Here is a 24,915-nt window from a genome sequence, read left to right as displayed (position 1 = left end):
AATTCTTAAAAGGGAATTCGTAAATTTCCCAAATGAATTATTTAGCGCACATCTATCTTTCGGGGGAAAATGAATTGGTTACCATAGGAAACTTTATTGCCGATGGCGTTAAGGGAAAAAAGTACATGCATTTCCCTAAAGATATTCAAACCGGAATCTTGTTACATCGACATATAGACACTTTTACCGATGCACATCCAACGGTAAGGTTAAGCACAAAAAGGCTTCATAAAAAATACGGGCATTATTCTGGTGTGATTGTAGACATAATATATGATCATTTTTTAGCTAAAAACTGGCAGCAATATTCCGACACGCCGCTAATTGAGTATACCGAGAATTTTTACAATGCCTTGGAAGCGCATTACGATATATTACCGCTTAATATTCAAAAGCTACTACCCTACATGCTCGCCGATAACTGGCTATTAAGTTATGCTTCTATTGATGGCATTTCTAGAGTTTTAGATGGTATGAACAGACGTACTAAAAACCGATCGGGTATGAATGAAGCTGTCTTTGAACTACAAGAGTATTATAATGAGTTTGAAGCTGAGTTTTCTTCATTTTTTGATGAATTAATTCGCTCTTCAAAACAAAAGCTTGATGCACTAAATAGCATATAAATGAAAAATATACATATTGTTTTAGTAGCGCTTCTCACCCTAATATATTCATGTAAAAAAAACATTAAAAGAGGCTTAGTCACTAAAAACGCTATGGTAGTTTCTGCTCGTGTAGAAGCTTCTAAAATAGGTAGTGATATATTAGAAAAAGGCGGCAATGCTTTTGATGCCATGGTGGCCACACAACTAGCACTAGCTGTAGTGTACCCTTGTGCTGGTAATATTGGAGGCGGTGGTTTTATGGTCTACAGAAAGGCTAATGGTGACATTGGAAGTTTAGATTTCAGGGAAAAAGCACCAAAAGCAGCAACAAAAGATATGTATTTAGATTCCTTAGGTCATATTATTCCAGATAAAAGTATTAAAGGCGCTATGGCTGTTGGCGTTCCAGGCACTGTAGCCGGTATTATGGCCGTGCATGAAAAATTCGGTTCCTTACCTCTTGAGACCATTATAAAACCGGTTATAGAACTCGCCGAAAAAGGCTATAGCATTTCTAAAAGTCAGGAAAAACGATTTAGAAATAAACAAAATGATTTTAAAAACGTTAACAAAGACTCCATATTATTCATTAACAACTTTAAGCCTGGAGATACTTTAAAACAACCTGCCTTAGCCAGAACTTTAAAAGCGATTATGAATCACGGTAAGGCAGAATTCTACAAAGGTGAAATGGCTAAAACTTTGGTTAGGTTTATTCAAAATAACGGTGGAATTATTTCTGAAGAAGACATGGCTAATTATGAAGTGCAATGGCGCCGTCCTATCACTTTTAATTACGATGATTTGAGGATTATTTCCATGGCACCACCTTCAAGCGGCGGTATTTGTTTGGGACAAATAATGAAAATGATTGAACCTTACGATCTTCATGACATGAGGCACAATACTCTTAAAAGCATTCAAATAATTACCGAGGCTGAAAAACGTGCTTATGCCGATAGAAGTTATTACTTAGGTGATCCCGATTTTGTTAATATCCCCACTAAAACACTGCTAGACACCTCATACCTTAATCATAGAATGTCTGATTTTTCATTTAACAAATCAACGCCTTCCGAAGCTATTTCACACGGCAATGTACAGGTTATTGAAAGCAATGAAACCACACACTATTCCATTGTAGACCAATTTGGCAACGCCGTTTCCACAACCACAACTTTAAACACCTATTACGGCTCCAAACTCTATTGCAGTGAATTAGGGTTCTTTTTAAATAATGAAATGGACGATTTTAGCAGTAAACCTGGTATTCCTAATCTATTTGGACTCATAGGAGCTGAAGCCAACAGTATTGCCCCCGAAAAACGTATGCTTAGCTCTATGACCCCTACCATAGTTGAAAAAAACAACAAGTTATACATGGTTGTTGGTACCCCTGGGGGTTCTACGATAATTACTTCGGTACTTCAAACCATACTTAATGTACATGAATTTGGAATGGGTATGCAAGAAGCCGTTAATGCACCGCGTTTTCATCATCAATGGCTACCAGACGTTATAACTATGGAACCGAATTCATTTGATAAAAGCGTTTTAAACCAACTTGAAACTTTAGGTTATAAAATAAAAGAAGGAGAATCTATTATTATAGGTAAAGTAGACGGTATTCTAGTTACAGAAGATTATTCTTACGAGGGAGGTGCCGATTATCGAGGTGATGATACCGCTGTAGGGTTTTAATTAATTTACTATCTTTAAAAGGAAGTAATTAGTAAATTAGACCCAACCAAGCCCTAAAAAACGTTTTATGCCAAAAAAATCAACTAAAGTATTTAAAATTATAGCCGGTGTCATTATTTTTTTCACTCTTCCTAGTTTACTTTTTTTCGGTTTCCTTTATTTTAAATATAATGAAGATCTACCTACTGGCGTTCAAGGAGAAACTGCCGACCAATTAGCCCATAATATGTTACAGGCTTTAAACTATGAAGCCTACAAAAACACAGACCACATTGAGTGGACGTTTAAAAAGCGTCACCATTATAAATGGGACAAAAAGAATAACATCTGCGAAGTATACTGGAAATCCTATCGGGTTGTTTTAGATTTAAATAATAAAGAAAACACTAAGGTTTATATTCAAGGTTTTATTAATCAGAGTGAATTAGCACCTGAACTTATTGAAGCAGCTACCAACTATTTTAACAACGATTCCTTTTGGCTCGTCGCTCCTTATAAGGTTTTTGACAAGGGTGTTGAACGCCGATTGGTTAAAACTACAAACAATGATGCCTTATTAGTTACTTACACTTCAGGAGGCTCGACCACTGGCGATTCGTATTTATGGTTATTGGATGATAATTATAAACCTATTGCATTTAAAATGTGGACTTCTATTTTACCTATCGATGGATTAGAAGCTTCATGGAGCCGATGGAAAACGACTGAAACTGGAGCACTACTCCCCGAATTTCATAAAATGTTGTTTTTAGGTTTAGAAATCACTGATATTAAAGCATATAACTAAATCATAAAATTAAAATTCTTTGTTTTTTTGTTGAATAATAGGAAATACTCAATATCAAACAGAGATTATCGACGTAAAACTGTTAAAGTTTGTTAATTTTTTACAAATTTTTAAAAATTAACAACCCTACAAATTAGGGTACCATCACATAACTTTTATGGTAATAATTCTACTTACCCATCCAAAAGATACCCCTAAAATTTATAAAAGATTTTTTATAGATACCTATACCCTAAAATTTATATCCCTCGCATAAAAAGAGCCAATAAATAACAATTGTTAAGGACTTCAAAACGGATTTTAACAGCCTGTTTTTCTTGTGTACTTTAGTACAAGATTTAAGTAAAGCACTTAAACAGACCCATAAATTTTAATATTATAGTCCTATGAAAAAATTAACTTTTTTATTGTTTTTAGCCTTTAGTTTTTCTTTTGCGAACACTACAAATCCAATTAGTCAAGATGTTCAAGTTGGTGATGAGCTTGTGATTAACGTTCAAAAAGCAGACAAGTTCAATCATGTTGATTTCCCTAGACTTAATTTTATTGTAAAACGTGGGGGTATTGGAAACTATAGCAGTGTAGATGGAGAAGTTGTTGTGGTAAAAAATGTAACAACCAACAATCAAGGTAACACACAAGTCACTTTAGAACGTAAAAATGGAAAGAAATTCTTCGGTTATTTAAACGCTGTAGATGCCGATTTAACGAAAGCCTTAAATTCTGGCGAAATATCTAAAAAATAATTAAAGTTTTAGATTATAAGAATTAGTCCTCATATACTACATAAACTTGAAAAAGGATTACTTTATTTCCAAATAAGGTAATCCTTTTTTTTTGAAGTCAACTAAAATAATTTTACTTACTGCGCTGCCCTACAAACTTATGGCTGTCAGATTTGAAAAGCACATTAAAACTCGTCAAGCTACCGTAAATTCTGGTAATGTACTGCTGCAAGTCCACTTTACTTTGTTCATCTAAATCGCTCGAATTAATACGTTGTTCCATAACACGCAGGCGATCTCTAACCATAATAATCTTGTTAAAAAATTTATCTATAGGCAATTCGTAAGCTTTCAAATTGGTATCGCCAGGTTCAAGAATTATTTTTCCGCCCTTGTATTTATCAGCAATTGGCACCACTTCGCTCACATCACTATATTTTTTCAATATACGCACCAAACTACTTTCAACTTCAGCAAAACTAATGGTATCTACATCGCCATCGGCAGCTTCAATAACCTCAAAATCACTATCAATTTCAATGGTTTCTAAGCCGTTATCAATAAAAGTCACCCAATAATACTGAGCTGTAACGTTGGTTATCACGCCTTTACCAAATTCAGAATGATTTATGCGTGATCCTATTCCTAATATTTTCATAAGTCTAAATTATCTTAATGGTTTTACTCAGCTAAATATAAGGTCTTCGAAAGAAATTTTAAAGAAAAATAAAGTTGAAAACCAAAGCTAAAATTTATATAACGCTTTCGCGGAAGACTATAAAACTTCACAAGAATTTAACAACTAAAATTGTAACTTTGCGCTTTTGCAAATTTATGAGCCAATTCAACGATTTTATTGAGGTTAAAGGAGCTAGAGTTCACAATCTAAAAAACATTGATGTCTCCATTCCTAGAGAAAAGCTTGTCGTTATTACAGGTTTATCGGGGAGCGGGAAATCTTCTTTAGCTTTTGACACCATATATGCTGAAGGTCAGCGCCGATATATAGAAACGTTCTCGGCTTACGCCAGACAGTTTTTAGGGGGCTTGGAACGTCCGGATGTTGATAAAATTGATGGCTTATCTCCCGTTATTGCCATAGAGCAAAAAACAACCAGTAAATCGCCACGATCTACCGTTGGTACCATTACTGAGATTTACGATTTCATGCGTTTACTATTTGCTCGTGCTTCTGATGCATACAGTTTCAACACTGGCGAAAAAATGGTAAGCTATAGCGACGACCAAATAAAAGAACTCATCTACAGTGATTTTAAAGGAAAGCGCATCAATATTTTAGCGCCGGTGGTACGTTCCAGAAAAGGACATTATCGCGAATTATTTGAGCAAATAGGAAAACAAGGCTTTGTAAAAGTGCGCACCGATGGTGAGATTAAAGACATCACCAAAGGCATGAAATTAGATCGTTACAAAAATCATGACATCGAAATAGTTATAGATCGATTGGTTATTAACGATTCGGCCGATAACGACAAGCGACTTTCTGAAACCATAAATACAGCCATGTATCACGGCGACGATGTGTTATTAATTATAGATCAAGACACTCAGGAAACGCGTTATTTTAGTCGTAATTTAATGTGTCCGAGTTCAGGAATATCCTATCCGAATCCAGAACCTAACAATTTCTCTTTCAACTCCCCAAAAGGAGCATGTCCAAATTGTAATGGTATCGGAAACCTTTATCAGGTAAACGAAGCCAAAATAATTCCCGACGATTCTATTTCCATAAATAACGGCGCATTAGCACCACAGGGACCTAAAAAAAACAGTTGGATTTTTAAACAGCTAGAAACGATTGCTCAACGCTTTAATTTCAGTTTAACAGATCCTTATAAAGACATTCCTGCAGAAGCAAAACAAATGATTTTGTATGGAGGCAATGAAAAATTTTCTATAGAAAGTAAGACTTTAGGTGTTACGAGAGATTATAAAATTGATTTTGAAGGCATTGCTAATTTTATTGAAAATCAATATAATAATGCCGAATCGACCTCTATAAAACGCTGGGCAAAAGATTTTATGGATAAGGTTGACTGTCCTGTTTGCGAAGGTTCACGATTAAGAAAAGAGTCCCTTTACTTCAAACTTAACGGTAAAAACATTGCCGAATTAGCCCAAACCGATATTGTAGAATTAGCCCAATGGTTTGACGAGCTAAACGAGAAACTCTCGGAGAAACAACTAAAAATTGCAGAAGAAATTCTCAAAGAAATTAAATCAAGATTACAGTTTTTATTAGACGTTGGTTTAGATTATTTAAGCTTAAACCGAAGTTCAAAATCACTTTCTGGTGGTGAAGCACAACGTATCCGATTAGCCACACAAATTGGTTCGCAATTGGTGGGTGTGCTTTATATTTTGGATGAACCTAGTATAGGATTGCATCAGCGTGATAATGAAAAACTCATAAATTCTTTAGTCTCCTTACGTGATATTGGAAATTCTGTTATTGTTGTGGAGCACGATAAGGACATGATTGAACGTGCCGATTACGTTATTGATATTGGCCCTAAAGCCGGAAAATATGGTGGAGAAATCATCAGTATAGGTAATCCTGATGAACTAAAAACCCACAATACTTTAACTGCCGATTATTTAAACGGCAAAAAAGAAATTGAAATTCCTGAAAAACGCCGTGAAGGGAATGGACACTTTTTAGAGTTAAAAGGGTGTACGGGTAATAATTTAAAAAATGTATCCGTAAAATTTCCTTTAGGAAAAATGATAGGTGTTACAGGGGTATCTGGTAGTGGAAAATCTACTTTAATCAACGAGACCCTCTACCCTATTTTAAATGCACATTATTTTAATGGGGTTAAAAAACCCATGCCTTATAAAAGCATTAAAGGCTTAGAGCACATCGATAAAGTTATTGATATTAATCAGTCGCCCATAGGTAGAACGCCACGAAGTAATCCTGCTACTTATACAGGTACTTTTAGCGAAATTCGGGCTTTATTTGCTAAAGTTCCAGAAGCTATGGTTAGGGGTTACAAAGCTGGACGATTTAGTTTTAACGTTAAAGGCGGACGCTGTGAAACTTGTCAAGGCGGTGGTTTACGTGTTATTGAAATGAATTTCCTGCCTGATGTGTATGTGGAATGTGAAACCTGCCAAGGCAAGCGTTTTAACCGCGAAACTTTAGAAATTCGATATAAAGGAAAAAGTATAAGTGATGTATTGGAGATGACCATGAATGAGGCGGTCGATTTCTTTGAGCACATTCCTAAAATACACCGAAAATTAAAAACGATTAAAGATGTTGGTTTAGGTTACATCACGCTAGGACAACAAAGTACAACCCTTTCTGGTGGTGAAGCGCAACGTATAAAACTAGCAACCGAATTGTCTAAAAAAGATACAGGCAATACCTTTTACATTTTAGACGAGCCAACCACAGGATTACATTTTGAAGACATTCGTGTACTTATGATAGTACTTAACAAGCTTGCCGACAAAGGCAATACGGTACTCATTATTGAACACAATTTAGATGTTATTAAAACCGTAGACCACATTATAGATATTGGTTACGAAGGCGGAAAAGGCGGCGGAAAAGTCATTGTTGAAGGCACGCCTGAAGAAGTTGCCAAACACAAGAAAAGCCATACGGCTAAATTTTTAAAAAAAGAGTTAAAAGCTGTAAACTCTAAGCTATAAGTATAAAGCCTACAGCATATCGCATAAAGCATAAAGCATAAAAAAATATTAAATTATGAGAGCAGAAAAGCATCCAAAAGGATGGAACGAAATTAAAACAAACGATTCTTGGGCCATTTTTAAAATTATGGGAGAATTTGTAAGTGGTTTTGAAAAAATGAGCAAAATAGGTCCGTGTGTGTCCATTTTTGGTTCTGCAAGAACAAAACCAGATCATAAATACTATAAATTGGCAGAAAGCGTTGCTAAAAAAATTGTTGAGGGTGGTTATGGTGTGATTACTGGTGGCGGACCAGGAATCATGGAAGCAGGAAATAAAGGCGCACATTTAGCTGGAGGAACTTCTGTAGGATTGAATATTGAATTGCCTTTTGAACAACACGACAATCCTTATATTGATTCGGATAAAAACCTAGATTTCGATTACTTTTTCGTGCGTAAAGTGATGTTTGTAAAATACTCTCAAGGTTTTGTAGTTATGCCAGGGGGTTTTGGAACTTTAGACGAGCTTTTTGAAGCCATTACGCTTATCCAAACTCATAAAATTGGAAAATTCCCTATCATTTTAGTCGGAAGAGATTTCTGGGCAGGCTTATTTGAATGGATTAAAACTACGCTTTTAGATGGCTATGCGAATATTAGTCCGCAAGACCTAGACCTCATTCACATGGTAGACACCGAAGATGAAGTTATTGATATCCTTGACGAATTCTATAAAAGCTCAGATTTAAGTCCGAATTTTTAATGCCAAACTCGTATTATAATGAAGATTCCATCGTTATTGAATTTAAAGTGATACATTGTAGTCGTACCCAAAAGTTACCTAATATACATTAACCCAAATGCTATTATTGTTGAGAAAAGCTCTTTTTAATTGTATTTTCATCTTATCATGCCTTCTTAGTTTTAGTCAGAATAAAATTGAGGTTAAGGCTGTATTTGATGTGGAAAACAGAGCTATAAAAATATCTCAAACCATACAATATTATAATGATTCTGATTACACATTAGAAAGCATTTACCTTAACGATTGGAATAACAGTTATTCTTCTAAACATACACCATTGGCTAAGAGATTGGCTGAAGAGTACAAAGACGAATTTCAGTTGGTTAAAGACGAGGATCGCGGCTTTACAACCATTGAACACATTAAGCAAAATGGAAAGCGTTTAGATTATGATGTATTGAATAATCAACAAGATATCCTAAAAGTCTATCTAAAGGAACCCATAGAACCACACGGAAGCTACACCCTAGATTTAGAATACAATGTAAGAATTCCTCATGCGCAATTTACGCGATATGGTATTACTGATACAGGTGAAATAAGTTTAAGATATTGGTATATAACCCCTGCGGTTTACGATGGTACTTGGCATTATTTCAGTAACAAGAATTTAGATGATTTATTTATTCCAAAGGCTGATATTTCTTTAGAAATCACCTATCCTACAAGCTATCAACTCACTTCAGATTTAGATTTAGTTAACCTAACTGAAAGCTCTAAAAATCAAACTATTACACTTGAAGGGGAAAACAGAAATTCCAACAAACTTTTCCTTCAAAAGTTTTCACATTTTGATACTGTTGAAACCGATAATTTATCGTTAGTTTCTGATATTTCAGGCAAAGGTGTAGAGCTTTTAGATCAGGTAGTTATCAAGGAAAAAATAGTCAAATTCATAACAGATAATTTTGGAGCATATCCTCATAAAAAACTTTTACTCTCGCAAATCGATTACGACAAAGACCCTATTTATGGTTTAAATTTTCTACCAAAATTTATAAAAACACACCCTATAAGTTTCGAATATGAGCTTAAAATTTTAAAGGTTGCGTTATATAATTATTTAGAAAACACTTTACTTCTTAATCCGAGAACCGAACAATGGCTCATTGATGGGATTCAAGTTTACTACATGATGCAATATGTAGATCAATTTTATCCAGATATGAAGTTTTTGGGTTCTATTGCCGATTTTTGGGCTGCCAGACCCTTTCATGCTTCAGATATGATGTACAACGACAAGTACATTCTTGCATTTATGATTATGGCCCGAACCAATCGCGATCAAGCCTTAACTACAGCAAAAGATTCGCTTTTAAAGTTTAATGCTAACATCGCTAATAAATATAAGGCTGGTATCGGATTTAAATATCTAGACGATTTCACCGATAAAGAAATGGTTGAAGAAAGCATAGAAAATTATGTAAAAACATCAAAGCTTAAAAACACGTCTGTTTCTGCTTTTGAAGAGCATTTAAAATCACACACTGATAAGAATATCGATTGGTTTTTTACAGATTACTTGGCGACTAGAAAAGTGATGGACTACAAGATTAAAAAAGTCAGTAAAACCGAAGACTCTATCACATTAACCATTAAAAACAAAGGCAAGAATAACATGCCTGTTTCTTTATATACCCTTAAAAACGATAGTGTAGTCGCTAAACAATGGGTAGAAGATATTAAAGAATACAAAACCCTCACCATACCTAGAAATGATGGTGATAAACTCGTATTAAATTATGATAATACGATACCAGAGTTCAATTTAAGGGACAACTGGAAATCTTTAAAAGGCCCCCTTTCAAATAACAAACCATTACAAATACGTTTGTTTAAAGATATTGAAGATCCGAACTACAGTCAGGTTTTTTTAATGCCCATTTTAGAATTCAATAACATTTACGACGGTATTAACCTAGGATTAAAGGCGTATAACAAAACCGTTTTGCGTCGTATGTTTTATTATAAAGTTGCGCCACAGTATTCGTTTGGTTCTAACTCGGTAACGGGTTCGGTAACGGTTTCAAAAACCCATAATATCCAAAACCGTAATTTATATTACCTCAATTACGGATTTACAGGTTCATATATGTCTTATGCTGAAGATTTATTTGTGCGACGCGTTACCCCTTCAGTGTCTTTATTGTATCGTGATAATAACGATTTTCGATCGAACAAGCGCGGTGCTTTATACTTCCGATTTGTAGACATCCATAGAGATGAAGATGAACAACACATTATAACAAGTGACGAACCCAATTACTCACTCTTTAATACGCGATTTATTTATTCAAACGACAATCTTATCAATTTTTATAAGTGGTATGTCGATTTACAATTTAGTAATGAGTTTAGCAAACTGTCATTAAATTATGAATACAGGCATTTATTTGAAAATAACCACCAAATCAATTTAAGGGCTTTTGCGGGTACTTTTTTAAAGAATAATAACGATCCTAATTCAGATTATTTCAGTTTTGCCTTAGACCGTCCAACCGATTATTTATTCGACTACAACTATTTAGGACGCTCTGAAACTACAGGGATTTTCAGTCAGCAATACATTCCTGCAGAAGGCGGATTCAAATCCAAATTAGATCCTGCTTTTGCCAATCAATGGATCACCACTTTAAACGCAAGTACTACCCTATGGCGTTATATCTTACTTTATGGTGATGTAGGTTTCGTGAAAAACAGATATGAAGACCCTAAGTTTGTTTATGGCACAGGAATACGTGTAAATTTGGTAACAGACTATTTTGAACTCTACTTCCCTATTTATTCAAATTTAGGTTGGGAAATAACTCAACCAAATTACAGTCAGCATATTAGATTCATTTTTACTGTGGATCCACAATCCCTTCTAGGATTATTCAGAAGACGCTGGTTTTAAGTATTAAGATTTAAAAATAATCAATAAAACAGTGATTTTGATTAATTTATTCTAACAAAACACTCCATATAGGCTTCTCTGTTTAATTATCCTCAACAACTTAAGATCTTTTATAATTGCAAAAAAGCTAAATATTAACTACTTTTGCAACAACTTAAAAGCACGGCTTCTATGCAAACCTTATCAGATTTGAGCAACAACCTATCATTTGAAGATTTTAAAACAGAAGTATTAAATGATTATAGAATAGCCATAATAAGTCGAGAATGTAGTCTTTTGGGTAGACGTGAAGTACTAACTGGAAAGGCTAAATTTGGTATTTTTGGCGACGGTAAAGAAGTACCACAATTAGCTATGGCTAAAGCTTTTAAGAAAGGTGATTGGCGCTCTGGATATTACAGAGACCAAACCTTTATGATGGCCATTGGAGAACTTACTCCAGAACAATTCTTTTCAGGACTTTATGCCAACACAAATCTAGAATTAGAACCTATGTCTGCTGGTCGCCAAATGGGAGGCCACTTTGTAACCCATAGTTTAAATGAAAACGGAAGCTGGAAAAACCTTACCGAACAATACAATTCTAGTGCCGATATTTCACCTACAGCTGGGCAAATGCCACGATTATTAGGACTAGCTCAAGCTTCAAAAATTTTTAGAAATGTAAAAGGTATTAATGCTAGTAATTTCTCAATTGATGGTAATGAAGTTGCTTGGGGAACTATTGGTAACGCCAGTACTAGTGAAGGTTTATTTTTTGAAACTATAAATGCTGCAGGCGTACTACAAGTGCCTATGGTGATAAGCGTTTGGGATGATGAATACGGTATTTCAGTACACGCCAAACACCAAACTACTAAAGAAAACATCTCTGAAATCCTTAAAGGTTTTCAGCGTGATAGCGAAAATAAAGGCTACGAAATTTTACGCGTAAAAGGTTGGGATTATGCAAATTTAGTTGAAACCTATCAAGAAGCTGGTAAAATAGCTAGAGAAGAACACGTGCCTGTTTTAATACATGTTACAGAATTAACTCAGCCTCAAGGTCACTCTACTTCGGGGTCACATGAACGTTATAAGGATGCCTCACGATTAGAATGGGAATCCGACAATGACTGTAATCTTAAATTCCGTAATTGGATTATAGAAAGTGGCATTGCAACTAATGAAGCCCTTATTGAAATTGACCGCGCTGCCAAACGTGATGTTAGAGAGGCTAAGAAAAATGCATGGAACACTTTTTTAAGACCAATTAGCAGAGAACAGCAAGAATTAATTGCGCTCTTAAAACCTATAGCAAAAATAAGTGCTAACGGTGTTTTTATCGCTAAAATAATTGAGTCGCTTACAAACATAGATGAGCCAACACGCAAAGACTTGCTTTCTAATGCTAGAAAAGTATTAAGATATTTAGTATTTGAAAATTTCGAAGAAAAACGCAAGCTTCAAGTTTGGATCGATACTATTTTTGAAAATGTTCAACCTGCATTTAGCTCACATTTATACTCACAAACTCAAGGTGGAAATACACGTATTAAAGAAGTTAAACCAAGCTATGATGACCATGCTGAAATGGTGGACGCACGCATTATTTTACGTGATAATTTTGATGCCATTTTTAAAAACTACCCCGAATCTTTAATTTTCGGCGAAGACACAGGTAATATTGGCGATGTAAATCAAGGACTTGAAGGCTTACAAGCCAAGTATGGCGAACTTCGTGTTGCCGATGCTGGTATACGTGAAGCTACTATATTAGGACAAGGTATTGGTATGTCGTTAAGAGGCTTACGACCTATTGCTGAAATTCAATATTTAGACTATATCATGTATGCTTTACAAATTATAAGCGATGATTTAGCAACAACACATTACAGAACAAAAGGAAAACAAAAATCGCCTTTAATTATAAGAACCCGTGGCCATCGTTTAGAAGGTATCTGGCACTCAGGTTCACAAATGGGAGGTATTTTAAACCTTGTAAAAGGGGTAAACTTACTTGTACCTAGAAATATGACCAAGGCTGCAGGGTTTTATAACACCTTATTATTAGGTGACGATCCTGCCATTGTGGTGGAATGTTTAAACGGTTACCGTTTAAAAGAAAAAATGCCGAATAATTTAGGAGTTATGAAAACGCCAATTGGTGTTGTGGAAACACTAAAAGAAGGTCAAGATATCACCTTAGTTTCTTACGGATCTACGCTTCGTATTGTAGAACAGGTGAGCAAAGAATTATTAGCAGCAGGCATTGATGCTGAAGTTATTGATGTACAATCGTTGATGCCTTTCGATTTGAATCATGATATTGTAAAAAGTATAGCCAAAACAAATCGTGTAGTCATTATTGACGAGGATGTACCTGGCGGTGCTTCGGCATATATTCTAGACCATATTTTAAACGAGCAAAAAGCCTTTCAATATTTAGACAGTGCGCCTAAAACCATAACTGCCAATGCGCACCGACCTGCCTATGGTAATGATGGCGACTACTTTTCTAAACCTTCAGCCGAAGATATTTTTGAAGGTATTTACCAGGTTATGCACGAAAGTAACCCTACGAAATTCCCTAAAATTAGGTAGGTAGGCTACTTTCAGTGAATTAAATATTTTTAGATTGGTTAAAATTCAGGATTAATCACTTATTTTGTATTTAAATTTCGGAAAAATGCTACTCTACAAAAGTCGAAGAGGCCACGATTATTTCATCCAACAACTTGTTTTCAGTTAACCAAAAACCACTAACTGATCAAATAGTGAGGTGATTAAACCATTAAACAATTCCGCCTAAAATAACATGAAAGCTGTTTCCGTAAGAGAAATAAAAAAAGAGTTAGATACCTTATCGTCTGAAGAACTACAAGCTCTTTGTTTACGCTTGTCACGTTTTAAAAAAGAAAACAAGGAACTCCTCACCTATTTACTTTTCGAATCCCATCATGAAGATGACTATATTGAAAGTGTTAAGGGTTACATGGATGACGAGTTTAAAACTATAAATCGTACAAGTTTTTTTTATATTAGAAAAAGCACACGAAAAATTCTCCGCAACGTTAAAAAGTTTATTCGATACTCCCCGAAAAAAGAAACAGAAGTTGAACTACTACTCTATTTTTGTAAACAACTTAAAGCCTTTAGACCATCCATTTCTAAGAGCGTACAACTTCAGAATCTATATAACCGACAATTGGCACTTGCAAAGAAAATTATAAGTACCCTTCACGAGGATTTACAGTATGATTTTAATTTGATGATTGAGGAATTGTAATGGTAAAAACATTTTACCTTAATTATCTTACAGTAAAATTGATCTACACCTTTATCTTACAAAAATTTTGGAAGATTTTTTTTCGTAAATTTGTTTAAAAGACTTCACAATGGACATTCAAACTACAAAACTAGAGTTAATGAAGATTATCTTGGAAAATGATAATACTGAGTTCATCCAACGTATAGCCGATTTCGTAAACAAGGAGAAGAAAGACTTTTGGAATGAGTTAAGTTTGACTGAACAAGAAGAAATAAAAAAAGGAATTCAAGATCTTGACAATGGAAAAAGAGTTTCCTATGAATCTTTTTTAAAGAAAATTTCATCCTAAATGAAGGTATACTTATCAGAAGTTGCTGAAAAAAAACTTCTAAAGCTTTCAGAATACCTATTAGGAAATTGGAGTCTAAATACTAGAGATAAATTTATTTCTAAATTAACTGATAAAATTGAAAAAATTTCAACTCATCCTGAAAGTTGTCCAAAATCATCTGAATTTCATAACCTATATAAATGTGTAGTAACAAAACAAACAACGCTTTATTATAGAATAAACTTTGATAAAAATGAAATTGAAATCATCACAATTTTTGATACAAGACAAAATCCCAAAAACTTAAAAAAAGATATTAAATAAAATCTACTAAAGGTCAATATTAACTCATGATATAAGGGGTAACTAATAAGTTTAAAAATAGTAGGTTTTCTTTGTTTACTAAGTTTTTTATTTGACTTATTTCTGCTTTACTCCCTATTCTAAAGTTTCTAAAGAAAACTGATCACCTCCTCTTGTCCTAAGAATAGACTAGTTTCAAACTAAAATCACGTAAAATACCTTTCTTTTAAAAAACATCACAATTAAATAACTAAGGCCATCATATAAATACAATGCAAAGTTTATATTTGTGCTAAGTTTAAGGAATTATTACCCTCACGAACTAAAACATCATTTCATTAACTACAAAATATAAATATGAAGCTTTCAATTTACAAATTATTAATTCTCGCTACTATCTTTATTCTTTCTGGATGCTCTAGTGTACAAGAAGTAAACCACTGGACTTCGGGCAATGTTGCATCTATAAAATCAAAAAATGTTTTAGTGATTGTTAAAGTAAAAAAGCCAAAACTTAGGGCGGCTTATGAAGATCAAATCACAAAGCAATTAAAAGCTGAAGATATAAAAGCTACCTCTAGTTACAAGCAGTATCCCGATTTAAATCCTAATGATTCTGTTTCAAAAGAAGCTGTTTCTAAATTTAAGGAGAAACTAGAAAAAGATGGGTTTAACGGTGTTGTGTATAGTCGCGTTATTGGTGTTGAAGAGATTTCTAAAACAACCACTTCTGGAGGTTACGAAGCTGGAACAATTTTAAGTGATTATTCTAATTTATTTGACATGGGCTTTTATGGTTTTTATAGTTATCCGCTACCTAGTCCGAGTTTTGAAGGGGTTTACGAACCTCTTGAAGTGGACACTCAAACAGCCAAAATCTACGTATTGGAAACAGTTGTTTATAATTTAGATTTACCACAAAAAGATCAGCTAGTAGCCTCGGTTACGTCTAAAATAGACAATTTAGAAACGGGACATAATTTGGCAAAAAATTATGCCAAAACGATAATTAACGGTGTTAAAAAGAAATAATTGTTTTTTCCTAAATTCAATTTAACACCCCGTTATTATTACTTTTTATATATTAGTATTTGAATTATTAAAATTAATTTACCCTTAAACATTGAACATTATGAAAAAAATTACCCTTTTATGCGCTGTACTAGTTCTTATTCCCTTAAGTGCTGTATTTGCTCAGAACTTTGAAATTACGCCATCTTATGGAGCTCAATTTGGAGCTAGATTAAATTTTCCTGACGGTTATTTAAAAGTAGAAAATAGCGATCAATTTGGAGTTACTTTAGGTATGGAAGTAAGACCTAATTTGATGGGAGAAATTAGCTACTACCACCATGGGACAGAGCTAAGAGACGAGTATTACAATACACCAATACTCAACAAGACATCAAGCCTTAACATGGACTGGTTACTTGTAGGAGCTAATCATTACTTAGGAAGAAGTCAGAATATAAAACCATTTTTAGGAGGTGGTTTAGGAGTTGTTTTTGTATCTCCTGAAGATTATGAAAATTCAACACGTTTTACATTCTTTTTTAAAGGAGGCGCTAACTTTATGCTAACCGATAGAATTGGCTTAAACGTTCAAGGAAATCTATTTTTACCAATTCAATACGAAGGATTTTATATCGGCACTGGAGGTAGCGGTGTTAGCACACAAAGCACCATTGCTTTAGCTGGAATTAGTGCTGGAATTGTATTTAAGCTAGGAGCATAAGCATACTTCGTTTTTATAGTAGAGTTAAATTGTAACATGAATCGTGTTACAATTTAACTCTTTTTTTGAGCTTATATTTGGGGTGATTTTCTTCAAGGATCTTCAAAAATGACACCCCTATCAGCTACGCTGGGTAACTTCGACAAAAACGGTGTTTTCATCTCGATAGTCCTCTAGGGGATATTAGCGCTTCAATTGTGAGTTGATGCCCGATTTCACGGGTAAACAGTTACAGTTAAATAACACCCCTATAATCCCCTCAAGGGGATATTAACACAGTTCAATATTTCTACAAATAAACGCAAATAAACACTTTTATTCTCCCCTTCTACACGAGCAATTACTTAGTACAACAATTGAAATAATATAATTTGCTTTGTATATTGCTATAAAATGAAAAAATATGAAAATTGTAGTTTTAGATGGATATACCCTAAATCCGGGAGACTTGAGCTGGGAAGGTTTGGAGAAAATTGGAGATTTAACCGTTTATGATCGTACTAAATTTGAATCGGAAGTTATTTTAAAGAATATTGGCAATGCTGAAATTGTATTTACTAATAAAACACCACTTACAAAAGAAGTTATACAAAAGGCTCCAAATTTAAAATATATTGGTGTTTTAGCCACTGGATATAATGTTGTTGATGTTGAAGCTGCTAAAAGTCGTGATATTATTGTGACCAATGTTCCTGAATATAGTACTAAATCCGTGGCGCAATTTACGATGGCTTTATTGCTCGAAATGTGTCATCATGTGGGTAAACACAACCAGGCGGTTCAAAATGGCACATGGAGTTCTAGTCCTGATTTTTCATTTTGGAACCATCCGCTCATCGAATTGGATGGTAAAACTTTAGGCATTATCGGCTTCGGAAATATTGGTCAGGCTACTGCTAAAATAGCGCAAGCATTCGGATTAAATATTCTGACTTACAGTCGAACAAAATATCCGGAATTAGAATCGGAAACCTGTAAATTTGTATCTCTAGACGAATTATTAAACAACTCTGATATCATCAGTCTTCATTGTCCGCTGTTTCCAGAAACGAAGCATATTATCAGCAAAGCAAACATCGACAAAATGAAAGATGGTGTTATGATTATTAATACTTCTCGTGGTCCCTTAATCCATGAAGGAGATTTAAAAACAGCACTTAACAACGATAAAGTTAGCTCAGCTGCTATTGATGTAGCTTCGGTTGAACCTATTGAGGCAATTAATCCGTTATTATCGGCTAAAAATTGCATCATTACACCACATATTGCATGGGCTCCAATAGAAGCTCGTACCCGTTTGATGAAAACTGCTATTGAAAATTTAGAGGCCTTTATAGCGGAGAATCCTGTGAATGTGGTTGGGTAGCGCCCCAATGAAGCGGTCTTAAAAATTGATTTCACGTCAATCTGAATTTATTTCAGATTCTGATAATTATTGATATTTGACTTAATGATTGGCTGATTGGATTATACGGTGAAATATTTCGACGGTTTAATAACACCCCTATGATCCCCTCTAGGGGATACTAGCTCATCGATTCAATTTGTAGTTATGTCTTTGATTACACATGGTTGTCACATCGAACCTAGTGAGGCTTCTCTTCAAAGCACATTTTAATCGTGAGATACCTTCTATTGTCGGTATGACAAGCAAGTTCACGAACCTCCATTCGGTTCTACGATTTAACTATTCGACGGTTCAACCTTAAAAAACACCCCTATAATCCCCTTTTTAAGGGATACTACTTCTATTGTGAGTTGTTGCTTGATTACACGCTTTAACTATTCCACAATTAAACATTAAAAGAAAAAGATATTTTTTAAAGCTCTAAATTTTAGCATTTCTTAAACGTAAGGCATTCGCTATTACTGAAACCGAACTAAAACTCATCGCTAGAGCCGCAATCATTGGGGAGAGGAGAATACCGAAAAACGGAAATAATACCCCTGCAGCGATTGGCACGCCTACGGTGTTATAAATTAATGCAAAAAACAAATTTTGCTTGATGTTTTGCATCACTTTATCACTAAGGTTTCGAGCTTTTACAATACCGTGTAAGTCACCTTTAACTAAGGTTATCATGGCACTTTCTATAGCTACATCGGTTCCTGTTCCCATAGCTAATCCCACATCACTTTTAGCGAGTGCAGGAGCATCATTAATACCATCTCCAGCCATGGCAACCACTCTATCCTGTTCTTGGAATTGTTTAACAACATTGAGTTTATCTTCAGGAAGCATCCCCGCTTTAAAATCGTCAAGTTTTAGTGTTTGCGCTACAGCCTGAGCCGTATCATAATTATCACCAGTAAGCATAACCACTTCAATACCTTTATCTTGCAGTTCTTTGATAGCTTGAGCACTTGTTTCCTTTATTTTATCGGCAATCACCACAATACCAACAACCTTTTTATCCACCGCTAAAAACGACACGGTCTTGCCTTGTTGCTGATAGGTTTTAGCTTTTTCAGACATTTTAGAAGTGATTTCAGCATGGTCATGTTCCATCATTTTAGGATTTCCAAGACTTATCTTTTTGTCTTCAACAGTTGCTTCAACACCTTTTCCTGTCACTGCATTAAAATTTTCAGATTTCAAAACCTGAACGTTTTTTGTCTTGCCATAGGCAACGGTCGCCTCAGCCAATGGGTGTTCGCTATTGGTATTTAACGCTACCATGAATTGAAGCAGGGTTACTTCCGAGAAATCGTTATTGAAAACCTCAATTTTTTCAACGCTGGGTTTTCCTTCTGTAATGGTTCCTGTTTTATCTATAATTAGGGTGTTGACTTTATCCATTTTTTCGAGTGCCTCTGCATTTTTAATCAGCACTCCGTTTTGAGCACCTTTACCCACGCCCACCATTACCGACATAGGCGTAGCCAAACCAAGTGCGCACGGACAAGCGATAATTAACACCGCAATGGCATTAACTAAGGCATAAACATAAGCAGGTTCTGGTCCGAAAACAGCCCAAACCACAAAGGTTATTAAGGCAATAGCCACGACCACGGGAACGAAATACCCAGAGACTTTATCAGCCAATTTTTGAATGGGCGCACGACTACGGCTGGCATCGTTAACCATTTGAATAATTTGCGATAACAAGGTATCGCTGCCCACTTTTTCGGCTTTCATTAGAAACATTTGATTACCATTTATGGTACCGCTACTTACTTTATCGCCCAAAACTTTAGTTACAGGCATGGGCTCACCCGTAATCATAGATTCATCAATACGAGATTCACCTTGGGTAATGACGCCATCCACAGGCACTTTATCTCCAGGTTTTACTTTTAAAATATCTTGCGTAGCGATGTTATCTATACGCACTTCAACATCTTCACCATCAACCACTTTAATGGCTTTATTGGGCGCTAGTTTAAGTAACTCTTTAACGGCTGCATTGGTTTTACTATGAGCTCGAGCTTCTAAAAGCTGACCGAGAAGAACCAAGGTTAAAATAACTGTGGCCGCTTCAAAATACACATGTACAGTACCTAATTCGGTTTTAAATTGATCGGGAAAAACATTAGGAAAAATCAATCCGAATACACTAAACAACCAGGATATTCCGGCGCCAATGCCAATTAGGGTGAACATGTTTAGATTCCATGTTAGGATACTTTTATAAGCCCTCTGAAAAAACATCCACGTTGCATAAAAAACCACGGGAATAGACAGAAAGAACTGTACCCCATTCCAATATTTTTGATCAAGAAACGTGTACAATGGATTATTTGGAAGCATTTCGCTCATGGCAATTAAAAAAATGGGTAATGTAAACGCCACAGCTATTTTAAATTTACCAAGTAGTTTTTTATAGGTTTTCTCTTCGGAAGACAAATCTGCTTCCAAAGGCACCAAATCCATCCCACAAATTGGGCAATCGCCAGCTTCATCTTTGATGACTTCAGGGTGCATGGGGCAAGTCCATTGATTAGTATGCCCTACCGAAAGGTTTTGTTCTTCAACGAGATCCATACCGCAAACGGGACAATCGCCAGGTTTATCGTAGGTTTTATCTCCTTCGCAATGCATAGGACAGTAAAAAACACCAGTGCCTTGGCCAGGCTTTACCATTTCTTTTTTATGCTGACTACTACAACAAGGTTTTTCATTGAGATTATGAATGGCATACTGTCCGCCATCATTTTTTAAAGCCTCTTGAAACGTTTCAATGGGCATGTGATTGGCCATGCTTATAGTCGCTTCGGCCTTTTCTAAATTTACCGAAACATCAGAAACACCTTCAACTTCTGATAGTGTTTTTTCCACATGCGAACGACACCCATTACAGCTCATTCCTTGTATTTTATATGTATGTTTCATTAGTATTGCGTTAAATAATTAATAATCACCGATTAATTTGTAATAGCTTTTTGATACCAAAAGTATCATTAAAATTGGTGTCATATGAAATTCTCTGTGACCGGTTATAAGTTGTTAATTACAAACTATTCGTGTGTTTTATGTTCCATATAATTTTGCCATAAAATTAAGAGGTATTTGGTTTTATTGTTCTCTTTAATTTTAAGAAATCCGTATTCGTAAACAAACAGATACACTTCGCCTTTATGATTTTTCCAATAGTGAGTAAAGAAATTGGGATTAAAACCTTGATCCATGAGCAGCTCCGCACGAAGCGTTACTTTTCCGCCTTTATTGAATTCTTTTAAAATTTTCCGATTAAGCTTCAGCTGATTATCTACTTTATTATAGAACCGTTCGGGCTGTAATTTTGATTGTTGATATTGATAAGCACTTTTACATTGTACATCACAAAATTTCTTATCAGTTCTTCCGCCTAAAGCGTCATCACAATACAAACAATTTTTATAAAACCTCATAAATTTCACATTAAAAGCATAATATACGAATATTGTGTAAATAATATACTACTAATATTTTTTCCTCATCTATATTGGTCAAAAAAAACATGTATAAAGGTCGAAGCATCACGTTAAAGCATTTATTAATTAAAGACCAGCGTTTTATTGGATTACAGTTTAACACCGATAAGGTTATTCATGCACTTGTAAAACAACTGCCAGAAGTAAAATGGAGTAAAGAGTTTAATATGGCTTATATTAAAAACACAAAAGAAAACCTTGATTTAATTTACAAGATTTTTACGGGTGTTGCCTGGGTAAATGCGAATTATTTTTTTGACAAAAAGCCACGAAATGAAAACACAGAACCTTTAGATATTACTTGGTTTAGAAATCGTGCGATACCACAAAACTACCGCTTATGCCCTACTTCATATTTAGACAAATTGGAAATTAAAAAATACGCTAACAATACGGCCAGAATGTACATTTCGGCTTTTGAAGCGTTTATTAATTATTACTACAGTAAAGAGATCGACGCGATTAATGAAAATGATGTACGACTGTATATATTAAAATTAGTTCAGGAAGGTAAATCGGATTCCTCTGTTAACATCGCCATAAATAGTATTAAGTTTTACTATGAAATGGTATTAGGCATGCCAAATAGGTTTTATCAAATTGAGCGACCAAGAAAGGAAAAGAAGTTGCCCACGGTACTTTCTAAAGCCGAGATAAAACGCATTATTGCCAATACGAATAACATAAAACATAAATGTATCGTTTCTATTTTATATTCATCGGGTATGAGACGTAGTGAACTGATCAATTTGAAACTCCAGGATATTGATAGCTCCAGAATGGTTATTCGAGTTAATGCAGGTAAGGGAAAAAAGGATCGGTTTACGATACTTTCTGAAAACTTACTGGTTGATTTACGTCAATATTATAAAGAATGGCGGCCGAAAACTTACCTAATAGAAGGCACGTATGGTCAACAATATTCAGCTCAAAGTGTTGCGCAAATTGTTTCTAGAGCCGCAAAGAAAGCGAGTATCCGACTAAAAGTATCGCCACATATTCTAAGACATAGTTTTGCAACTCATTTGTTAGAAGATGGTGTTGATATCAGACAAATTCAGGTTTTACTTGGTCATAGTTCTACGAAAACTACCGAAATTTACACACATGTAGCGACCACAACATTTAAGGCTATTAAAAACCCTTTGGATGACTGAAGTCGGAACATTCGGATCATTTTTTTCACATTTTGATATAAAAGGTTTATAAAACATTACATTCATATCCCTATATTTGGTAACATATAGAACATAATGTTCGATATACTATTGTTGTAGGTAATTATCCAAAACCATTCTGAAAAATTAATGAAACACTATCTTCCAAATGAACTTGACTTCAAAGATGGGTCTGAAAAGGAACAAATCAGAACAAGAAAAATCTTTGAAGACTTAAAGCAAAAAGCAATTGATGGAAAAAAGCTTTTGGAACGGGAGAAAAGGTTTTTGTGTACAGGACTTAAACTGACATTAAAACAAAGTGACGGTAGACCCGAAAATTTCGGATTCTGTGATGACTTTATATTTAGAGAATTATACTTGACATATTTCCACAACAATCTTGAAGGACCTTTTTATAAAGCGAAAAAGGGAAAAATTGTTGAAGTAACACAAAAAGAACAAGTCCAAGATTTTAAAAAACTTCAAATTTTCTCAAATAAATGGCAGAGAGAAATTGAGAAAACCAATCATAAAGACCAAATTTTACAGGAAGTTGCAACTGAAACACGAAAAGACTTAAAAGAGCTCGATAAAAAATACCCAAGATTAGTAAGAAAATTCAGAAGGCAACAAGACAGATACAGATTGCAAAAAGATAAAATAATAATGCAATCTAAATTCATTTACCATTTGACAAAATCTGTCATTGAAGACTATGAGAAATCTGAGTTTGAAATCCCATTTTCAGGTCAAACAGTTGAATTAACAATATATTCCTTTGTTCATATTATGAGTAGACATTACTCTGAACACATTAAAGACAAACCTGAAAAAACTTATCATTATGACCATTTCTACCCTAAAGAGTTACATTTAGATTTACGAAATATATTGACTGAAATCGATAAACTTAATCGCATTGATATTAGTAAAACTGATAATATTATATTTGAATACAAAGGTGTTGTTTATCAATTATGGATTCAGAAAAGAACCAAACAATTAAAAGGCAAAGGAAATGTTAGTTTTAATCGAATACAATCATTCTATCCAATTTATAATGAAGAAAAAATTAATGAAATTAGAACTGACTATGAAACCGTGGAATTATATGAAAATTTAAAAGTATTTATAGAAAAATAACTACCTACAACAATGGCTATAAGTAATTGCTTGTCCTCGCCTACTTCTGAAAATCCTCGCGGATTTTCAGTTTGGTGTATACTTGCAAAGTTAAGTGCTAACTCACGCAACTACTCATAGCCGAGACCGTTAGCCACAATCCCCATAGAACCCCAAAAAATCATCAGTATGTAAGCTAACGTAAACTTGAGTAAATTGGAGCAGAAAATTTTAATAATTATTAAAAAACCGGCTATTTGTAAATTACTGATTTTCAGAAACATAATTTTACGTTAGTCAGAATTTGAAAAAACACGAAATTCAAGAGAAATATGCTTAAATATTTAACATTCGGAATATCAATATCATTTATATCTTGGATAGTCGGAATGATAATTAATAGTATTCTTGTCAAAACTGAATACTACAAAAAAATATCAAATCTGAATTTTATTGAAAGTAAATCTTTAAATAAAACTATTGGAATTGACTATTTTAAATGGATTGTGAAAAATTCATTTTTTAAGTTTTTTAATCAGAAAATAAAATTGAAAAATAAAAAAACGGAATTGACTGAAATACGAAAGGAAATGACAATTGCGGAAATAAGTCATTTAATTGGATTTTTATTCGTGACATTCTTTGCTGTTTATAAAAGTATTACTCACGACTTTTTATTCGGTCTGATAATAATGATTATAAATATTTTTATGAATTTATATCCTACTTTATTACAACAGGAAAACAAAAGACGAATTGACCCAATAATAAAACGACAGAAAAAAACTGTGGCTAACAAGGTGTATAATTAATGGCTAGTTCGAGCTTGCTTACGAATATTCCTGCGGAATATTCTATTCGGTTTTTATTTGTTAACTTTCGTACTAAATCACGCCACTAATCATACACGAG

General features: G+C 34.3%; 20 protein-coding genes. 17 read left to right on the top strand and 3 right to left on the bottom strand.

Going from position 1 to position 24,915, the window contains the following annotated elements; genetic code table 11:
* The first annotated feature begins 32 nt into the window (after positions 1-32).
* The 4 genes from A6I66_RS10700 to A6I66_RS10685 all read left to right on the top strand — a co-directional run bounded on the left by A6I66_RS10700 (position 33) and on the right by A6I66_RS10685 (position 3,842).
* Positions 33-626, top strand: a complete 594-nt coding sequence (locus A6I66_RS10700; protein WP_067149052.1) for an acyl carrier protein phosphodiesterase — start codon at positions 33-35, stop codon at positions 624-626.
* Positions 627-2,309, top strand: a complete 1,683-nt coding sequence (ggt, locus tag A6I66_RS10695; RefSeq protein ID WP_067149049.1) for a gamma-glutamyltransferase — start codon at positions 627-629, stop codon at positions 2,307-2,309.
* 67 nt (positions 2,310-2,376) lie between these two features.
* The gene (locus A6I66_RS10690) at positions 2,377-3,096 is read left to right on the top strand and encodes a hypothetical protein (RefSeq protein WP_067149046.1); all 720 of its coding nucleotides are present in this window, start codon (positions 2,377-2,379) and stop codon (positions 3,094-3,096) included.
* A 386-nt stretch (positions 3,097-3,482) separates the two neighbouring features.
* Positions 3,483-3,842 (top strand): hypothetical protein, encoded by a 360-nt coding sequence (locus A6I66_RS10685; protein ID WP_067149043.1) that lies wholly within the window; start codon positions 3,483-3,485, stop codon positions 3,840-3,842.
* A 112-nt stretch (positions 3,843-3,954) separates the two neighbouring features.
* On the opposite strand, the gene A6I66_RS10680 is transcribed toward A6I66_RS10685, so the two are convergent.
* Entirely contained in the window at positions 3,955-4,479 is a 525-nt protein-coding gene (locus tag A6I66_RS10680; RefSeq protein WP_067149040.1) for a hypothetical protein, read from the bottom strand.
* Positions 4,480-4,655: 176 nt separating this feature from the next.
* On the opposite strand from A6I66_RS10680, the gene uvrA reads away from it, so the two are divergent.
* From uvrA to A6I66_RS10630, 10 genes are all read left to right on the top strand, one after another.
* Entirely contained in the window at positions 4,656-7,505 is a 2,850-nt protein-coding gene (gene uvrA / locus A6I66_RS10675) for an excinuclease ABC subunit UvrA (protein WP_067149037.1), read from the top strand.
* Positions 7,506-7,560: 55 nt separating this feature from the next.
* Positions 7,561-8,250: an LOG family protein gene (locus A6I66_RS10670; protein WP_067149034.1), complete on the top strand. Its 690-nt coding sequence runs from the start codon at positions 7,561-7,563 to the stop codon at positions 8,248-8,250.
* 109 nt (positions 8,251-8,359) lie between these two features.
* Positions 8,360-11,188, top strand: coding sequence for a gluzincin family metallopeptidase (locus A6I66_RS10665; protein WP_245683454.1), 2,829 nt, complete (start codon positions 8,360-8,362; stop codon positions 11,186-11,188).
* Positions 11,189-11,359: 171 nt separating this feature from the next.
* Complete coding sequence (locus A6I66_RS10660) at positions 11,360-13,771, top strand: alpha-ketoacid dehydrogenase subunit alpha/beta (RefSeq protein ID WP_067149028.1); 2,412 nt, start codon at positions 11,360-11,362, stop codon at positions 13,769-13,771.
* 214 nt (positions 13,772-13,985) lie between these two features.
* Positions 13,986-14,456, top strand: coding sequence for a jacalin family lectin (locus A6I66_RS10655; RefSeq protein WP_067149024.1), 471 nt, complete (start codon positions 13,986-13,988; stop codon positions 14,454-14,456).
* A gap of 109 nt (positions 14,457-14,565) precedes the next feature.
* The gene (locus A6I66_RS10650) at positions 14,566-14,787 is read left to right on the top strand and encodes a hypothetical protein (RefSeq protein WP_067149020.1); all 222 of its coding nucleotides are present in this window, start codon (positions 14,566-14,568) and stop codon (positions 14,785-14,787) included.
* The gene (locus A6I66_RS10645) at positions 14,788-15,093 is read left to right on the top strand and encodes a type II toxin-antitoxin system RelE/ParE family toxin (protein WP_067149016.1); all 306 of its coding nucleotides are present in this window, start codon (positions 14,788-14,790) and stop codon (positions 15,091-15,093) included.
* Positions 15,094-15,429: 336 nt separating this feature from the next.
* Complete coding sequence (locus A6I66_RS10640) at positions 15,430-16,104, top strand: hypothetical protein (protein WP_067149012.1); 675 nt, start codon at positions 15,430-15,432, stop codon at positions 16,102-16,104.
* Between the two features lie 100 nt (positions 16,105-16,204).
* Positions 16,205-16,807: an outer membrane beta-barrel protein gene (locus A6I66_RS10635; protein WP_067149009.1), complete on the top strand. Its 603-nt coding sequence runs from the start codon at positions 16,205-16,207 to the stop codon at positions 16,805-16,807.
* 403 nt (positions 16,808-17,210) lie between these two features.
* Positions 17,211-18,173, top strand: a complete 963-nt coding sequence (locus A6I66_RS10630) for a D-2-hydroxyacid dehydrogenase (protein WP_067149006.1) — start codon at positions 17,211-17,213, stop codon at positions 18,171-18,173.
* Between the two features lie 462 nt (positions 18,174-18,635).
* Here the strand turns inward: A6I66_RS10630 and A6I66_RS10625 are convergent, their stop codons facing one another.
* Entirely contained in the window at positions 18,636-21,140 is a 2,505-nt protein-coding gene (locus A6I66_RS10625) for a heavy metal translocating P-type ATPase (protein WP_067149003.1), read from the bottom strand.
* A 125-nt stretch (positions 21,141-21,265) separates the two neighbouring features.
* Positions 21,266-21,658 (bottom strand): hypothetical protein, encoded by a 393-nt coding sequence (locus A6I66_RS10620; RefSeq protein ID WP_067149000.1) that lies wholly within the window; start codon positions 21,656-21,658, stop codon positions 21,266-21,268.
* 89 nt (positions 21,659-21,747) lie between these two features.
* Between A6I66_RS10620 and xerA the strand changes: the two genes are divergently transcribed.
* From xerA to A6I66_RS16840, 3 genes are all read left to right on the top strand, one after another.
* Positions 21,748-22,878: a site-specific tyrosine recombinase/integron integrase gene (gene xerA / locus A6I66_RS10615; protein ID WP_067148997.1), complete on the top strand. Its 1,131-nt coding sequence runs from the start codon at positions 21,748-21,750 to the stop codon at positions 22,876-22,878.
* Between the two features lie 150 nt (positions 22,879-23,028).
* A complete protein-coding gene (locus A6I66_RS10610; RefSeq protein WP_067148994.1) occupies positions 23,029-24,024 on the top strand; it encodes a hypothetical protein in 996 nt (331 codons plus the stop codon).
* 311 nt (positions 24,025-24,335) lie between these two features.
* Positions 24,336-24,815, top strand: a complete 480-nt coding sequence (locus tag A6I66_RS16840) for a glycosyl-4,4'-diaponeurosporenoate acyltransferase CrtO family protein (protein WP_067148990.1) — start codon at positions 24,336-24,338, stop codon at positions 24,813-24,815.
* The last annotated feature ends 100 nt before the right edge of the window (positions 24,816-24,915 follow it).

Origin of the sequence: Pseudotamlana agarivorans (genome assembly GCF_001642835.1) — a bacterium.
Classification (GTDB): domain Bacteria; phylum Bacteroidota; class Bacteroidia; order Flavobacteriales; family Flavobacteriaceae; genus Pseudotamlana; species Pseudotamlana agarivorans.
The sequence above is the reverse complement of the archived record's forward strand: the minus strand, read 5'-3'. Positions and strand labels throughout refer to the sequence as shown.

Excerpts from the sequence above, each read along its gene's own strand:
- A6I66_RS10635 (WP_067149009.1), top strand. The coding sequence starts at position 16,205 with ATGAAAAAAATTACCCTTTTATGCGCTGTACTAGTTCTTATTCCCTTA.
- A6I66_RS10655 (WP_067149024.1), top strand. The coding sequence starts at position 13,986 with ATGAAAGCTGTTTCCGTAAGAGAAATAAAAAAAGAGTTAGATACCTTA.
- A6I66_RS10620 (WP_067149000.1), bottom strand. The coding sequence starts at position 21,658 with ATGAGGTTTTATAAAAATTGTTTGTATTGTGATGACGCTTTAGGCGGA.
- A6I66_RS10650 (WP_067149020.1), top strand. The coding sequence starts at position 14,566 with ATGGACATTCAAACTACAAAACTAGAGTTAATGAAGATTATCTTGGAA.
- uvrA (WP_067149037.1), top strand. The coding sequence starts at position 4,656 with ATGAGCCAATTCAACGATTTTATTGAGGTTAAAGGAGCTAGAGTTCAC.
- A6I66_RS10625 (WP_067149003.1), bottom strand. The coding sequence starts at position 21,140 with ATGAAACATACATATAAAATACAAGGAATGAGCTGTAATGGGTGTCGT.
- A6I66_RS10640 (WP_067149012.1), top strand. The coding sequence starts at position 15,430 with ATGAAGCTTTCAATTTACAAATTATTAATTCTCGCTACTATCTTTATT.
- xerA (WP_067148997.1), top strand. The coding sequence starts at position 21,748 with ATGTATAAAGGTCGAAGCATCACGTTAAAGCATTTATTAATTAAAGAC.
- A6I66_RS10670 (WP_067149034.1), top strand. The coding sequence starts at position 7,561 with ATGAGAGCAGAAAAGCATCCAAAAGGATGGAACGAAATTAAAACAAAC.
- A6I66_RS10685 (WP_067149043.1), top strand. The coding sequence starts at position 3,483 with ATGAAAAAATTAACTTTTTTATTGTTTTTAGCCTTTAGTTTTTCTTTT.
- A6I66_RS10645 (WP_067149016.1), top strand. The coding sequence starts at position 14,788 with ATGAAGGTATACTTATCAGAAGTTGCTGAAAAAAAACTTCTAAAGCTT.
- A6I66_RS10610 (WP_067148994.1), top strand. The coding sequence starts at position 23,029 with ATGAAACACTATCTTCCAAATGAACTTGACTTCAAAGATGGGTCTGAA.
- A6I66_RS10700 (WP_067149052.1), top strand. The coding sequence starts at position 33 with ATGAATTATTTAGCGCACATCTATCTTTCGGGGGAAAATGAATTGGTT.
- A6I66_RS10690 (WP_067149046.1), top strand. The coding sequence starts at position 2,377 with ATGCCAAAAAAATCAACTAAAGTATTTAAAATTATAGCCGGTGTCATT.
- A6I66_RS10630 (WP_067149006.1), top strand. The coding sequence starts at position 17,211 with ATGAAAATTGTAGTTTTAGATGGATATACCCTAAATCCGGGAGACTTG.
- A6I66_RS16840 (WP_067148990.1), top strand. The coding sequence starts at position 24,336 with ATGCTTAAATATTTAACATTCGGAATATCAATATCATTTATATCTTGG.
- ggt (WP_067149049.1), top strand. The coding sequence starts at position 627 with ATGAAAAATATACATATTGTTTTAGTAGCGCTTCTCACCCTAATATAT.
- A6I66_RS10660 (WP_067149028.1), top strand. The coding sequence starts at position 11,360 with ATGCAAACCTTATCAGATTTGAGCAACAACCTATCATTTGAAGATTTT.
- A6I66_RS10680 (WP_067149040.1), bottom strand. The coding sequence starts at position 4,479 with ATGAAAATATTAGGAATAGGATCACGCATAAATCATTCTGAATTTGGT.